Origin of the sequence: Cohnella terricola, from assembly GCF_007786475.1 — a bacterium.
In the GTDB taxonomy this organism is placed as follows: Bacteria; Bacillota; Bacilli; order Paenibacillales; family Paenibacillaceae; genus Cohnella; species Cohnella terricola.
In genome coordinates this window covers 155373-170280 of record NZ_VNJJ01000008.1, presented here as the reverse complement: position 1 = coordinate 170280, position 14908 = coordinate 155373, and the positions used below count along the sequence as shown (strand labels likewise).

Sequence of the window (14908 nt, the reverse complement as noted above, 5' to 3'; positions counted from 1 at the left end):
GGGGGCGCAACGACAAATAAACCGACGGTGTCGGTTTAGCGTTCATGATCGGATTTTATCTGTTAGCGATTAGACTATTACTGCTTCGTACTGTTTGCAGCCCTCGTAACAGTTCAATTGCTCATCCAACAGTTGGGAAAGCTTTAACACTTGCAGATTCCCAGGATCTCCGCCGTTCACGACGAACGTGCGGTTCATTTCTTGGCGAAGACACTCGATTCGCGCTTTAATCTCCGTAAGTTTGCTCGGCCCGTAACCCATCTCTCGTCCGCCTTTCGGATTTGATCTTCCATTCTATCGTAATCCGAAAGTTTGTGGAAAGTTCGTTGGGAATTATTAGGAAAATGTTAGGGCGGATGTCAGGCAACCGCCAACTTGTTCACCGTGGCCGGCATCGTCATTTTTCTAACGCTTCCGCCCCGATAATATCCGACATCTTAAACCGCTCACCGTCGATTGTAAATGTTCGGGTATAAGGATCAACTCGCTCTACAACACCTATCGCCGCGCAATCTTCATACGGATCATATAGGCGGAACTGCGCGACCGTCTGCATACCGAACGACTCCAGTAGTACGCGCAAGATTCCTTCCCATTCTTGCGGGTCAAGCTCTGGACGGGATTCCGAATTCATCGCACACTCACCGCCTGAACCGCGAGGATACGATCGACAACAAGCGTTCGGAAGCCACGCTTGTTCATATCATATACGCGTGCTTTCCCGTTGCGGATCGCGAATAAATTGACACGACGTTGCGTAAACTTGCCGCTCGTATCCACGTAAATAAGATCGACTTTATGTCCGATGCACTTTTTGATATCCACACGAAACCCCTCCGAATAAGAACTTATGTTCCTATTATAACGGGAACATGGGTTCTTATTCAAGCGGTCAAATTATGAACTCAACAAATTCCGGAACCGCACGCACATAAAAAAAACGGACACCCGCGCCCGCGATGAGCGTTGAGTGTCCGTTTTGTTGCTTATTTTCTTGTTCCTTAGCAAGGCTCAGCCGCAGGGTTGCCCGCTTCCGTCGCCGTACGGAACGAAGAGCCGCAACCACAAGTAGCAGTGGCGTTCGGATTTTGGATCGTAAAGCCTCCACCCATGGCGGATTCCTTCCAATCGATCTCGAGGCCGCGCAAATATTTCATGCTATCTCCGTCGACGACGACTTTGACTCCGCCAACTTCCATTTCGCTGTCGCCCTCGTGAATCTCGTCGTCAAAACCCATTCCATATGAGAAACCGCTGCATCCGCCCTCCTGGACTCCAATGCGCAGGAACAAGTTCGGAATTTCTTCCGCGGCGAGCATTTCCTGAATTTTCTCCGTTGCCGGTTCGCTGATATTCACCATGTCGTTTCCCTCCTCAGTACTGTCGTTCTCCCCTCAGTATACTCCAGAGAACGTCAAGCCTCAAGAGAGCTGTCGTCTACAGTTTGGTGAGCGATCGCTTTCAGTTCGATACGGCAGCGGAATTGACCCGAATCGTTCAGCAGGAAATCGGCCAGACGACGGAACACGTACGCCAGCTCTTGACCCGACGACTCCTTATCCAGCGCATAGCGGAACTGATCCGCGGATAAGCCCCGAACTTTGGCACGCTCCGTATCGCGCAGATCGATGTCTTGCAACCTCTTCCATTCCTTGGAAGGTTCGAACTTATCCGATTTCCGCACAATTTGCTCGTAAATGCGTTGTTTTTTCAACCACATGTAATATTGAATCGGATTCGTTAGCTGCCACGCGTGACTTAAATCTTTAATCGTATACGCCGCCCGATACCTTTGCAGCGTCTGGATTTTCTCGGACTCGTCCAGCTTCTCCAATTCACTCAAGGGCAAAATTTCCGGTTTCAGTCGAATACACCGCCTCGTTCAAGATTTTAATATTACAATAACCATAATTTCCTTATTATTCAATATGATACCCTAAATTTCCAACTCTTTCGCTTTTTCTATTTAAATGCTAGCAATTAATCCACGTCCGCACACACTCTAACGGTCTCCCAGACCCTTACAGCCGCCAAATCCCCATCCGCGCACTCTCTAACGGTCCCGCAGACCGTTACAGCCACCGAATCCCTCATCCGCCCCACGTTCCTGCAATTTAGTACCGCCGCACGCACCTATTTACTCATCCACCACACTCTCTTGCAATTTAGTACCGCCACAAGCACCTCTATACTCATCCGCATCCGCCCATCCCCGTCCGTGCGCACTCTAACGGTCCCACAGACCGTTGCAGCCACCAAAACCCCGTCCGCACACACTCTTACGGTCCCACAGACCGATACAGCCACCAAAACCCCATCCACGCACACTCTAACGGCTCCGCAGACCGTAGCAGCCGCCAAAAGCCCAACCGCGTGCACAAAACCCCCACACATACCCGCCGGCGCAATCTACTAGTTGCCGAGGATGAGGTTCAGGTTTATAATGTTTACAGTTGTTCACCCGCGAATTTGTTTGATATATTGGAAAGTTATTTTTTTCACAAGCTAACATTCCAACATTCGCACTTATCGTTTTAACAGATCAAGGCTACAGGAGGCGCATGTCATGACTCTCGTTACAACGCATCCCGATCGCCAGATGGCGGAGATCGCCGACAAAGTTCGGAACGGAGAACGCCTATCTTTGGAAGACGGCGTATTTCTATATCGTTCCGACGACTTGCTTACGATCGGGCAATTGGCCAACGAGGTAAATTTAAGGAAAAACGGCAAAAAGGTTTATTTTATCGAGAACATGAGCCTTTATTTTACGAACGTATGCGAAGCGCATTGCGCGTTCTGCAACTTCCGCAAGGACGAGGGACAAGAAGGTGCATATACGCTCTCGCCACAAGAAATGATCGATTACGTCGAGCAGCACATTCATCCGGGTGTTCGCGAGTTTCATATCGTCGGAGGGCATAACCCTAACGTTCCGTTCGAGTATTACGTGGAATCCATTCGTGCGCTCAAGCAGAAATATCCGGAAGTTACGATGAAAGCCTACACGGCGGCGGAGATCGATTTCTTCTCGCGAATTTCTGGCCTCGAATATAAGCAGGTACTGGAACGCCTCATCGAAGCTGGCCTAGAGACACTAACCGGCGGCGGAGCGGAAATCTTGTCCGATCAATATCGGAAAAAAATGCGCGTCACGAAGGCCAACATCGATCAGTATTTGGAAGTTCATCGGACGGCTCACAAGCTCGGTTTGCGAACGCACACGACGATGCTGTACGGCTCTGTAGAATCGCTGGAAGAACGCGTGCAGCATATGATTCATATTCGCGATCTGCAAGACGAGACGAACGGCTTCCAAGTGTTCATTCCGTTGTCGATGCAGCCGATTAGCCCGAAAGCAAGCATTCGCCGCAGAAATTCCGCATACGACGATCTGAAGGCGATCGCGATTAGCCGATTGATGCTGGACAACATTCAGCACATCAAGGCTTATTTCATCAACATCGGCACTCAACTCACCCAGGTGGCGCTAACGATGGGCGCATCCGACGCCCACGGTACGATCGTCCGCGAGAGAATCAGCCACGCGGCCGGCGCGCTGACACCGGCGGGAATTACCCGCGAGGATCTGGTCTGGCTGATCAAAGGAGCTGGACGCATTCCGGTCGAACGCGATACGTTCTATAACGAAGTAAAAATATACGAGTAATTCGGAGTTCCCCGTCGGGTAGACGGGGACTCTTCTGTGTCATACTAAAGGCAACCGACTTCAAAGGAGATCTTTTATGAGCAAGGTCGTAATTTTAGGCGGAGGGTACGGCGGTTTGACGGTCGTTCAGGAATTGTTGGAGCATCTTCCTTCGGAGGCCCAATTGGTGCTCGTCGACCGAATGCCTTATCAAGGACTGAAAACGGAGTATTACGCACTCGCGGCGGGAACGGTGTCGGACTTGGAAATCCGCGTGAACTTTCCCGTTCATCCGCAATTGCAAATGGTTTATGGCAACGTTACAGACATCGATCTGGAAAATAAAGTGATTCACATCAACGAGCAAGAGCCGCTATCATACGATTCCCTCGTCATCGCACTCGGTTGCACGGACAATTACCACGGCATAACCGGTGCTTCCGAGTACGCCTGCAGCATTCAGTCGTTATCGGCGACGCGGCGCACGTTCCAGCAAATTAACGATATCCGTCCATACGGCCAACTGACCATCGTTGGCGGCGGACTCAGCGGCGTCGAGATCGCGGCCGAACTTAGAGAAAGCCGCGCGGACGTGAACATCCGCATTCTCGATCGCGGCGGCAGCGTCATGTCGGCATTCCCGGGAAAACTGCAAACTTACGTCGCGGATTGGTTCCGCCAGCACGACGTAGAGATGAGATCGCACATCAGCATTACTTCGCTAGAACAAGGCGTCATTCACAACGGCGACGAGCAGATTTTGACGGACGTCACCGTATGGACGGCCGGCATTCAACCCGTCGAGCTCGTCCAACGCCTGACGCTTCCGAAAGATCCTCAAGGACGGTTAATCGTCAACGAATGGCACGAGCTTCCGGACGCCCCGCACGTATACGTGATCGGGGATTGCTCCAGCCAGCCCTTCTCCCCTAGCGCACAGCTTGCGGGAGCACAAGGCAAGCAGGTAGCGGAAGTGATCCGCGCCCGTTGGGACAACAAAGATCCGAAGCTCTCCCGCATCAAACTGAAGGGTGTGCTCGGATCCTTGGGAAAAAAAGCGGGCTTCGGCCTGATGGGGGCTACCCCTCTGCTCGGCCGAATTCCGCGGATGTTAAAAAGCGGCGTACTCTGGAAAAGCAAGCGCCATTTCGGTTAAAGATCATCTAACAGCTTGTCCAGAGCGCTGCGTTGCTCTTCCTGCGTCCGAATTGCTTCCAGGATCAGTCCGTAGAGCTGCTCCGCCGTTTCAGCGACGACGCTCTCGCCATTGACGAGGGCATACGGAGAAAGGTAACATTCGCCGCAATTGCCCAGGCAGCCGTATTCGATCACTTCGACGTCGGGAAGTTGCTCCAGCTTTTCCAGAACCGTATCGGTGCCGTGATGCATGTTGCTCACGCAAAACTCTACGATGTTCATCGTTTTTCATTTCCTTTCTTTATGCGGAACGGTAACATGGTCTGTTTGAAAAAACGGCTTTTTGTACTATAATAGACAGTATGAAAGGAGTGGATGATCATGAGTACGAATGCTCCAAGCCAGTACGATGAAGTCGTTGACGTTCTCGATAAATTGCGTCCGTTCTTGCAACGCGACGGAGGAGACGTTGAACTCGTCGATATTGAAGATGGCATCGTCAAGTTGCGTCTGATGGGCGCTTGCGGCAGCTGCCCGAGCTCCACAATCACGCTCAAAGCCGGTATCGAGCGCGCATTGCTTGAAGAAGTCGAAGGCATCCAAGAAGTCGTTCAAGTGTTCTAATTTCCTTTCATTCAAGAAGGTTGAAGGTCCTGCCGATTCCGGCAGGGCCTTTTGTCATGGCTTTAAGATCGTGCGAATCGGGTCCAACCCGCCGGAGACGTCGATCATGTTGCCGGTAATGAAATCCGATTCCGGCATACAGAGGAAAGCGATCATTCTGGCGACGTCCTCTCCTGTTCCCGGTCGTCCCCTAGGCGACTCGTCGTCCATGATGCCTGCGACGTCCGCGATGCTTTTCTCCTTGTAGTCTCCGCGAATATCGCCGGGACAAATCATATTCACCGTGATGCCGCTTGCCGCTTCCTCTACCGCCAGCGTCTTGGTAAAAGAAACCAACCCGACTTTCGCTGCGGCATATACGGCGCGATGCGGCCAAGAACGTGCCTCCGCGGCATGCCCGAATCCGAAATGGATAATCCGGCCCCATTGCCTCGCTCTCATCCCCGGCAGCACCCGGTGGTCCATCAGCATCGTGCCGACGAGATTGCCGTTCATGAGATAGTGAATGTCCTCCGCCTTGTAATCCGCGAACAACCGGCGTTCTCGTATGAAAGGACCGGCGTTGTTGATCAGGATATCGATGCCGCCGAATCGTTTCTCCACTTCGGACACGAGCCGTTCGGCGTCGTCGGCTCGAGCGATGTCGGCTTGTATCGCATAAGATTTGCGACCCAAAGCCGCAATCTCGTCGACAAGCCTTTCCGCCTCGTCGCGGCTCGTCACGTAATTAATGGCTACGTCGCAGCCATGAGACGCAAGCTCCAGCGCCGTACGGCGTCCCAATCCTTTGGCGCTGCCCGTAATCAGCGCAATTTTGCCCGTCAGCTTCATGCGGTTTCCCCTCCGTCCCCATAATCCGCTTATTTCATCTTGCGTAAATATTTGCAGCCGAATCGAAAAGCATGGAAGAGCGATCCTTGAATCATCTCCCAGCCTTGATCCAAGTCGGCCAAGTTGGCTTCCAAATTTTCAAGAGTCGTACGCGCTCCATTGCCAGTCAGACTCTGATGCAGATCGTCCTTCAGTTCCGCGTTCATCTGGTGGATTTCGACATTCCTTCGGTTGCGAAGCCGATTCATCGCACCCTGGTGGCGTTCCTTAAGCTGGTTCAGAGGATTCATCAGTTCGGGAAACAGCCCGTTCTCGCGCATGTTCCTAAGCATCGTATAAAAGGAATAATGGACCTTAAACCGCTCCGTTCGCAGATCTAGCAACTGATTTAGCAGCGTTCCTAACTTATCCAACAAAGCGAATACGCGGATATAAGCGTTTTTGTCGAAATAAACGTGCCGATCGTAACTTAGCCTCTCCCCTTGCGAAAGCTCCCGTACGTTAGAGTGATTAATTTGAGACGCATACCGTCTGGCCGCGTAGCAACTCTGCTCGAATTCGTCCATAGAACGAAGCAAGCCTTCGGCTCCGATCGCGAAAGTGCGGTATTTCTTCGCCATCTCCGGACGCCGCTCGGCAAGCGAGGAGGAAAGTGCGGCAAAGCTCACGATGGATTGAACCGTTTCGAGCGCCGCCCCCGTCCATTCCCGCGGCTGTTCTCCGAACAATATTCTCAGCAAACAAGCTCCTCCTAGCCTTCAGTTGGACCGTCAACCTTCATTGTAACGCAAAAGAGACGGCGCGCTCAACCGATTCGGTCGGGCACTCGCCGTCTCTTGCCTTAATCTTTCCAATTCGTCGTTTGGAAATATTCCTTCCACCTGCGATCCACGAGCTCTACGATATCCTCTCTCGGGAACAGCTCGTCCGGGTAACCCGGCTTCATGCGCGCATCGATTACGATCGGCAAGCGGTAGCCGATATGATGCCTTCCCGCATCGCTCACCGCGTAGATATCCGCCGCCGGATTAAACCGGGTGAACGTCGCCCATAGGAACGCCGTTTGTCCGTCCGCGATATCGGCGTCGTCCGCGATCACGATAAGCGGCCACGGACAGCCTTCTTCGGAAAGCCGCTCCGCCAGCCTCGAGCCAAGCTCCGGATCTTCGGAATAAGATCCGCCTTCGACGACAAGGCAGCCTTTGCAATAAGGCTTTGCTTTGCGGATGCCCGGGATCGGGCCTCCTTCGTACGTCCCCGGCAGCTCGCGCACCGGATCCCCTACGCCCAGCAGAACCGCTTTGCTGCCGTGGTTTAACCGCGGGCCTGTGTAATCGAGCGTATCGTGGGAAGTCTGGTCGAATACGAACAAATCTTTGAACGGATCGAATCTTTCCAAGACCGTCTCCAGCAGCAACGGAAAATCGGCCAGATCCATCGGCTTGTCCGTCAGAATTAGAAATTTCGTCAAAGAGAGCTGGCCTTCTCCGAGAATCCGGAACGCCGTCCCGAGCGCTTCCCGGGAATAGCTCTCGCGCACGACGGCGGCGGCAAGCGCATGAACGCCCGTCTCCGCGTAAGCCCACAAGCTGCGGACACCCGGCATGACCATCGGAAAAGCGGGAGACAACAGCCGTTGCAAATATTCCCCGAGGAAATAATCCTCCTGCTTCGGCTTGCCGACGATCGTTGCCGGATAGATCGCGTCTTTGCGATGCCAGACATGGTCCACATGAAATACCGGAAAATCGTGAGTAAGCGAATAATATCCGAAATGGTCCCCGAACGGTCCTTCCGGACGCCGTTCGTGGGGAAGCACGCGGCCGACGATAGCGAACTCCGCTTCCGCCGGGATTCGGTGTCCGCCCAGCGGGTTGTCGGCCATCGGCAGCTTACCGCCCATAATGAGCGAAGCGAGCATCAGCTCGGGCATATTCTCCGGCATCGGAGCGATCGCCGAAGCGATCAACGCCGGCGGCCCCCCCAGAAATACGGTAACAGGCAGAGCCTCCCCGCGTTTCTCCGCTTCATGGTAATGGAAGCCGCCGCCTTTATGGATTTGCCAGTGCATTCCCGTCGTTTGATCGTCGAAAATCTGCATCCGGTACATACCCAGATTATGGTTTTTGCGATTGTTCGGATGCTCGGTATAGACGAGAGGAAGCGTTACGAAAGGTCCTCCGTCCTCCTGCCAACTCGTAATCGCCGGAATGCCCGCAAGCGGTCGCTCCCTGCGCGACACTTGCAATACGGGAGCGCCGTCTCCGGGCACTTTCTTAAAACCGACTTTCATCAGATCCTTAAACATATTCCGCTGTCCCCACAGCGCGGAGAAAGAAGGCGGCAGCAGCGAATCGACCGATCCGATCAACTGCTTGACCAATTGTTCCGGGCGCGGTCCGAACGCGAGATCGACGCGCTTCTGGGTTCCGAACATGTTCGTCAACACCGGGAATGAACTCCCTTTCACGTTCGTGAACAGCAAGGCGGGACCTTCCCGATCGATGACGCGGCGATGGATTTCCGCGATTTCCAGAACCGGATCTACCGGCGCTTCGATAATCGCCAGCTCGTTATTTTGACGAAGTGCTTCGATAAACGGCCTCAACGAATTAAAAATCATGTCCAAACCTCCGAATGGCTACTTGCGAACCGATTGCTTCATTCGAATCGCGAGCAGCACCAGCATACTGAACAATGCCGAAATGATAATCGTGTGCAGCAGACCCGTGAATACATACGCGTTCTCGTTGCTGAGCGTGAACGAGAGCAATCCCCCGCTTAAAATTTGCAGAATGACGAGCACAAGCGTTCTGTTCCCGATCGCCGTAAGCTCGGAACTGTTGCCGAACGTCTTGCGGACGTAAATGACAAGTATCGCGATGAAAATAAACAAAATAAACGCGGCCAGTCTATGCGCAAAAGCGATACCCGTAGTCCCGGACAGCTCGGGTACGATCTGCCCGTTGCACAGCGGCCACCCTTCGCAAGCTCCGCCGGAGCTCGTATGCCGGATGTACGCTCCCAAATAAACGACTCCGTAACAATATACGATGATAGCGATCAGGCTGCGGTACAGGGCCGCCGGCACTCCAACGGATGTCGTTTGGCGGTCGCCGGCGTCCGCTTCGCCCGTCGTCGTTTGCCTTTTAACGAGTTTATATAATAGCCAAGTGCAAGTGAAAGCGAACAAGGATATTCCGAAATGGAGCGCGAGCACGACGGACGATTGCTCCCAGACGACGGCCATCGCGCCAAGGACGGCTTGCATGACGGTGAAGAGCAGAGCGCCTCCGGCATACAATAGTCTTTCCTTGCTGCGGGCTGGTTTCCAGAAATGGGTGACGAGATAGGTCGCGCCAACAAGCAGGCCGACGATCCCGCTGATCATCCGATGACTATATTCAACCATGGATTCCACTGTATAGGCCGGCACGAATTTACCGTTGCACAGCGGCCAGTCCGTGCCGCAGCCGCGGCCGGAATCCGTATTCGTGACAAGCACTCCCGCGATCAAAACCAGAAACATGCCGATGCATGTCAGCAAAGTCAACAAACGATATCTTTGTAAAGTCATACCTATCCCCGATTTCTTGTGAAAGTTGGCTCAAGGTGCCAGTTCTCATTATACCGAACCCCGTCTAGCAAAGCCATGTTCAAAAAGTGAACAATCCCGCTCCGGCGGGATATGCCATATTATTGCCTTTTTTATCGGAACGGCATTGCGCGGGATACAAACAGAATACAGCCCCTTACCCGGTTCGCGGATAAAGGGCTGCTTCTGGCGTATCGATTATTTGCCTGCCAACGCTTTTGAAACCTCTACAGCCCGATCCAGGAACTGCTCGATTTCCTCGCGTGTCTTACGGAGTTTGCTGACGAACCGCACAAGCTCCTGTCCTTTCCGGAAAGCGATAAAGCTGGGAATGCCGAGAATATTCAATTCGCTGCACAGATCCGGCAGATCGTCGCGATCGATTTCCACCATCGTTAAACGGTCCGCATATGCCGCTTCGACGTCCCCGATGAACGGTTCCATGAAATGGCAGTCCTTGCACCAGGTCGTCTTGAATACGGCTACCGTCAAGCTGTCCTCGGCGATAAGTTCGCGAAACTTTTGTTCGTTGTTTATTTTTTGCATGTAAGTTCACCCCATGTTATGAATGTCTAAGCTGACGTTTTACAGTTCCCGAGTCACGTCCATGACGAGCTCTCCGTCTTCGTACTCCGTAATCTCGTACTCGGCTCCGAGCAGCCCGAACAGATCGTCTGCCGATACGTAAGTGAAGTTCGCATCCGCCGTAATTTTATGGGCCAATGTCACGGATTTTCCGTTGACCGTCGCTTTTGCCGACCCTTTGCGTAACACGAACGACTGCCCCGTCGCTTCGTCGTAGAATCGGATCTCTCCCGCGGCTTTCGGAACGCTTAAACGTATACCGAACTCCTTCAGCGTCGACCGAATCGGAACGTAAGCGACCCCTTTGGAATCGACGTAGAAAGGAACGCCCCACTCGCTGCTTAATTGGAAGCTTTGGTCGCCCACATGAAGTTCATTTTTAAGCAAATCGTACATGGCCGAATCTTCTTCGAACAGCCGTACGATCTGGAAAGACTGCATGTCGCTCAGTTCCTCTACGCTTAAAGCGTTCCGCGGAACTTGCACGGCCGGAACTTCCACTTTTCCGTTTACGTTCCATATCTCGCCGCTGGCGGCAAGTTTGATACTGCGGATCGGACTATCTTCTACCGTTAAAGCAGCCGGAGCGATGTTGATATCCATGGCCCACTTGCGCAGATGAAGCGAGTCGTCCACGTACATGTCCGCTTTCATCGTAATGCCTTTATCGAATGCTTCCTTCCAATCATCTGTGCCCCGGAACTCCTTATACTCTTTCTGAGCTTCCTTTAGCTTCGGGAAAAGCAACACCGTTACCGTATCGGTCATTTCGTCCAAATCCGCATCTCCGTCGAATAGGTCCGATACACCGAACGCTTCTTTCATTTCCTGCGGCATGTCGGCCATCCACAGATAGACGTTTTTTACGGCCGCTTTGAACCCTTCTCGATCCTTCACCAGATTATCCAAGTATACGCCAATCAGTTCCCCGAATTGTTCTCCGTTTAATTCGGCATGTACCTTCGTCAAAGCGGTGGACTCGCCGTGAATGGGCTGGGTGACTCGATCTACTGAAATGACGGGCGGATTCGGCAAGCCTTTAACGAAGTAAGAGGCTACTTTTTTCATCAGTTCGCGCACGGATTCGACGATCGCTTGGCGCGACTCGCCCGCATCCTTGCCTTCCAAACTGAACGCTTGCTCCATATCGGGAAGTTCAAAAACAAGCGAACGCTTGGCCCCGCCGACATCGATTCTGACCGCTTTGGCGTCGATATGCAGCGTAAACGGAATCGTTCCTTTGCCGAACGTGAACACGCCCGTCATCCATTGATTGCCCTTCTCGTCGACTTTGGACTCCGTGATGTTCAAGGCTACTTTTTTGAACGCGTTGACGGCCTTGACGATATCCGGTCCTTCTTCCGCGAGAAGCTCTTCGTTCACGTCGAACGTTAACTCGAACGACTGGGATTGCTCTTGCTTCGAGACGTCCAACTGCTTCAGAAGCATATCGTTCAGGTTAACGCCTCCGACCGATTGGCAACCGACGATAACAGCCAACAATAATGCACATACTAAGATTCCCAATTTTTTAAAACTTCTTTTGCCCATGTATGAATTCCCCCCCATTTGTTTTCGAACGAAACGCGGAATGATGTGGTGTACCTAATCTTAATAAATTCGACGAACGGATTGGAAAGTCCTGCCGCAAAATGATTTGGAGGAGGTGCTTCACGATCGGAACGATAACGAATCTGCTTCGGGGCTTGAGGGGCAAAGCCGACGGTTTATGGCATTCTTACCGGCTGACTCGCGGGCGAATCACGCTCGGTTGCGACGCCGATCCGGCGGGCGATCTGGCTGGGAACCTACATAAGGCGATACATGCCCTCCCGAGATTACCTACGACGACGGACGACGAACGGATCTGCGAAACGATTCGCCGGGATACGGCAGCCTGCAACCGGAACAACGTAACCCGTACCGCGGCTTACTGGAGCATGTATCGATCCTGCCCGGAGCTTCATTGGGCATTCCTCGCCCATCTGGTATCGCGCAACGGCGGATGGAACATGACCGATCTGAGGGGGCAATGGCTCCCGCAGCTTATGGACGAAAATCTAATCGTCGCGAGTTTTGATTTTCTCGAGGCTAGCAACTCGTTTATTTTCGGAGACGCGTACCCGCAACTCATGCTGTATGCCGAGAGCAAACGAACCGGCCGCAACTTGTTCGCGCTTCTCCCCCGGTTCGGCGTTTCCTCGTTTATGGCCCCGTTCTGGAACCGTTTCTGGGTGGATCGAAACCCGGTCCCGCTTACCGAAGCGCTTATCGTCAACGAGCAGCATTATATTCAATCCCGGGTGATTGAGAATGACGGTTTCCGAAAATCCGTGATCGATTCCTTGCCGTATCGGATCCAGCCTTACTTGCAGAGCAATCAGGCGATAATTCCGCTCTGGAGAAAAGGGTACGCGGGTTCCGCGGTCCCGATGAGACTGGCCGGAAGAGTGCTGGAACGATTCGAGGATTTGCGGGAGCGAATCGAATTCGGCAAAAGTCTGTACAGGCTCCTCTTCTCGTATCCGCGAGTGCTTCGGGCCGCGGCCGCGTTCGCTCGGCACGTTCCTCACACGGGATCGCGGGCGGACTATTGGCCTCATCGCTTCGCGCCTTCCAAAAACGGCGGGACATCCGCTGAATCGGATATCGCCGCCGTCGGTTCGCGATCTTCGTTATGGCTAAGCCCCGCATTAACGGAAGCTTGGCCGGATCGCAAGCTGCCTACGTCACGGGAACGGGATTGGTTTGGCGATCCAGAAGAAGCATTAAGTTTTCTGCGTCCAATCCGTCCGCCTCTTGTCATCGATATGACCCATGAGCATCTATTCTGTCAATACAAGCTTCAGTCGGCGGCCCTTCTGGAGCGCAGCTTCATAAACGGCGCCAATAAACGGCGAACCGGCTTAGGGTAAGTCGAGATTTCCTCCGCGGTCACTACGCCCAGGTAAACAAGCAAGGCCGGGTAGAGCACGAGCAGCGCGCCGCCCATCACTCCGCAGGACAAGAAAAACGCCACCTTGGCCGGCAATCCCGAACATACGGCAAGCACGGCCCATTCGACCAATGCGAGTACGGCCGCGGCAATCCCGACCGTAAGCAGAAAAGGAACCCAACGTTTGCCCAGAAGCTTAAACCTCGATCTCTTGCGCAAGCTGAGCAGATTAAAAGCGAGCGCCCAGATGAAGCAGACCGTCGTCGCGGCGATAATCCCGTACACTCCGAAGAACGGAGCCAGGGCGAAGCTGAGAACAACTTTGAGCAGCACGCCGGTCAGCGCGTGCATCGTGGCTTTTTTAGGCTCACTAATGCCCAGCAGTATCGAGTTCGTCACCATCATGCCGATCTGGAAAATCGTCCCTAAGGTCAGCATCGCGACGATCTGGCTGCCCGTCGGTTTCTCGAAGAGCAATCCGTTGACGCTGTAAGCCCCAACGCCAAGCAGCAGCACAACCGGCATCCCGCTGAACAGCGCGATTCTAACCGCAAGCGATGCTTGGTTCCCGACGCGTTCGCCGTCTTTCAACGCGTGCGCCGACGAAATGTGCGGGATAATCGATTGACTTAGCGCTACGGCCAGAATGATCGGAATGCCCGCGATCGATTGTGCGTTCATTCCGTATACCGCCGCCCAGTGGTTGATCGTCGCTTGCTCGAAATGTCCGACCGTCAGCGATTTGATCATGAAGTTGTCCAACGTGTAAAGCAACTGCACCGTAATCCCGGTCATGACGACCGGAATCGACAGATTGAAAAGCTCTTTGTAGATCGCCCGAAGCCGCAAGGATCTGGACGTGTCGCGCTGCGTCTGCGGCTCGAGACGGTCGCTTGCCTTTAGCTTCCGAGCGTAATAGAGCATGACGGCAAAGGCACCAACGCTGCCGAACACGCTCCCTAGCGAAGCGCCCGAAGCGATGCCTTCCTCGTTCATCGGGTTGACCGAATATACCGCGTAAGCGATAATCACGGCGGCGAGCACGCGCAAAATCTGTTCGATGATCTGAGAGATGCCCCCAGCGGTCACGAACTGGCGGCCTTGGAAATACCCGCGCATCATCGCGATCATCGGGAAGAGCAACAAAGAAGGCGCGATCGCTCTGATCGCGGACGCCGCTTCCGGCTCCTTCAGAATCGACGTGGCGATCACCGGTGCGATCAGCCATAACCCGACGGTAATGACGACCCCGGCGACTGCGCCGAACAGCAGCGCGGCGCGGTAGACCTGCTGCGCTTCCTTTACGCGGCCGACAGCGTAACGACCGGACACCATCTTGCTAACGGCGCTCGGAATGCCCGCTGTCGCTACGATCAGCAGCAGCAGGTAAATGGAGTTCGCGTTGTTGTAGTAGATGTTGCCGAGATCATCCATCAGATAATCGAGCGGCACTCGTTGGAAAATGCCCAGCGCGCGGGCGACGAGAGCCGCCGCCGCGAGAATGAGCGTGCTTTTGAGAAGGGTATCTTTTTTCAAGGGGACCTCTAAATGT

At 53.6% G+C, this 14908-nt stretch carries 17 protein-coding genes; 4 read left to right on the top strand and 13 right to left on the bottom strand.

Features of this window, described 5'->3' with window-relative positions; genetic code table 11:
* Nucleotides 1-69: 69 nt before the first annotated feature.
* The 5 genes from FPZ45_RS15745 to FPZ45_RS15725 form a co-directional block, all read right to left on the bottom strand.
* On the bottom strand, nt 70-261 hold the full coding sequence (locus FPZ45_RS15745) for an aspartyl-phosphate phosphatase Spo0E family protein (RefSeq protein ID WP_144703693.1): 192 nt from the start codon (nt 259-261) through the stop codon (nt 70-72).
* A 136-nt stretch (nt 262-397) separates the two neighbouring features.
* On the bottom strand, nt 398-634 hold the full coding sequence (locus FPZ45_RS15740) for a YolD-like family protein (protein WP_144703690.1): 237 nt from the start codon (nt 632-634) through the stop codon (nt 398-400).
* Nucleotides 631-825 (bottom strand): hypothetical protein, encoded by a 195-nt coding sequence (locus FPZ45_RS15735; protein ID WP_144703687.1) that lies wholly within the window; start codon nt 823-825, stop codon nt 631-633. The genes FPZ45_RS15740 and FPZ45_RS15735 overlap by 4 nt, the downstream gene beginning before the upstream one ends.
* Before the next feature lie 176 nt (nt 826-1001).
* Nucleotides 1002-1361, bottom strand: a complete 360-nt coding sequence (gene erpA, locus FPZ45_RS15730; RefSeq protein ID WP_144703684.1) for an iron-sulfur cluster insertion protein ErpA — start codon at nt 1359-1361, stop codon at nt 1002-1004.
* A 53-nt stretch (nt 1362-1414) separates the two neighbouring features.
* On the bottom strand, nt 1415-1843 hold the full coding sequence (locus FPZ45_RS15725; protein WP_144703681.1) for a hypothetical protein: 429 nt from the start codon (nt 1841-1843) through the stop codon (nt 1415-1417).
* A gap of 723 nt (nt 1844-2566) precedes the next feature.
* On the opposite strand from FPZ45_RS15725, the gene mqnE reads away from it, so the two are divergent.
* Together mqnE and FPZ45_RS15715 are read left to right on the top strand one after the other, a co-directional pair.
* Nucleotides 2567-3670 carry an aminofutalosine synthase MqnE gene (mqnE, locus tag FPZ45_RS15720; protein ID WP_144703678.1) on the top strand — a complete coding sequence of 368 codons (1104 nt, stop codon included), beginning with the start codon at nt 2567-2569 and terminating at the stop codon, nt 3668-3670.
* Between the two features lie 76 nt (nt 3671-3746).
* A complete protein-coding gene (locus tag FPZ45_RS15715; protein ID WP_144703675.1) occupies nt 3747-4805 on the top strand; it encodes an NAD(P)/FAD-dependent oxidoreductase in 1059 nt (352 codons plus the stop codon).
* Here the strand turns inward: FPZ45_RS15715 and FPZ45_RS15710 are convergent.
* Nucleotides 4802-5068, bottom strand: a complete 267-nt coding sequence (locus FPZ45_RS15710) for a YuzB family protein (protein ID WP_144703672.1) — start codon at nt 5066-5068, stop codon at nt 4802-4804. The genes FPZ45_RS15715 and FPZ45_RS15710 overlap by 4 nt on opposite strands.
* 99 nt (nt 5069-5167) lie before the next feature.
* Here FPZ45_RS15710 and FPZ45_RS15705 point away from each other — a divergent pair, with 99 nt between their 5' ends.
* Nucleotides 5168-5410, top strand: a complete 243-nt coding sequence (locus FPZ45_RS15705; protein WP_425457004.1) for a NifU family protein — start codon at nt 5168-5170, stop codon at nt 5408-5410.
* Between the two features lie 54 nt (nt 5411-5464).
* Here FPZ45_RS15705 and FPZ45_RS15700 read toward each other — a convergent pair whose 3' ends face one another.
* The 6 genes from FPZ45_RS15700 to FPZ45_RS15675 all read right to left on the bottom strand — a co-directional run bounded on the left by FPZ45_RS15700 (nt 5465) and on the right by FPZ45_RS15675 (nt 11972).
* Nucleotides 5465-6235, bottom strand: coding sequence for an SDR family oxidoreductase (locus FPZ45_RS15700; RefSeq protein ID WP_144703873.1), 771 nt, complete (start codon nt 6233-6235; stop codon nt 5465-5467).
* A 35-nt stretch (nt 6236-6270) separates the two neighbouring features.
* Nucleotides 6271-6981: a Cthe_2314 family HEPN domain-containing protein gene (locus FPZ45_RS15695; protein ID WP_144703666.1), complete on the bottom strand. Its 711-nt coding sequence runs from the start codon at nt 6979-6981 to the stop codon at nt 6271-6273.
* Between the two features lie 101 nt (nt 6982-7082).
* Nucleotides 7083-8864 carry a UbiD family decarboxylase gene (locus FPZ45_RS15690; RefSeq protein ID WP_144703663.1) on the bottom strand — a complete coding sequence of 594 codons (1782 nt, stop codon included), beginning with the start codon at nt 8862-8864 and terminating at the stop codon, nt 7083-7085.
* An 18-nt stretch (nt 8865-8882) separates the two neighbouring features.
* On the bottom strand, nt 8883-9818 hold the full coding sequence (locus FPZ45_RS15685) for a COX15/CtaA family protein (RefSeq protein ID WP_144703660.1): 936 nt from the start codon (nt 9816-9818) through the stop codon (nt 8883-8885).
* A 216-nt stretch (nt 9819-10034) separates the two neighbouring features.
* Entirely contained in the window at nt 10035-10382 is a 348-nt protein-coding gene (locus tag FPZ45_RS15680) for a thioredoxin family protein (protein WP_144703657.1), read from the bottom strand.
* Nucleotides 10383-10421: 39 nt separating this feature from the next.
* Complete coding sequence (locus FPZ45_RS15675) at nt 10422-11972, bottom strand: stalk domain-containing protein (protein WP_186438416.1); 1551 nt, start codon at nt 11970-11972, stop codon at nt 10422-10424.
* A gap of 101 nt (nt 11973-12073) precedes the next feature.
* On the opposite strand from FPZ45_RS15675, the gene FPZ45_RS15670 reads away from it, so the two are divergent.
* On the top strand, nt 12074-13336 hold the full coding sequence (locus FPZ45_RS15670) for a DUF2515 family protein (protein ID WP_144703651.1): 1263 nt from the start codon (nt 12074-12076) through the stop codon (nt 13334-13336).
* Here the strand turns inward: FPZ45_RS15670 and FPZ45_RS15665 are convergent.
* Entirely contained in the window at nt 13267-14892 is a 1626-nt protein-coding gene (locus tag FPZ45_RS15665) for a putative polysaccharide biosynthesis protein (protein ID WP_144703648.1), read from the bottom strand. The genes FPZ45_RS15670 and FPZ45_RS15665 overlap by 70 nt on opposite strands.
* Nucleotides 14893-14908: the final 16 nt, after the last annotated feature.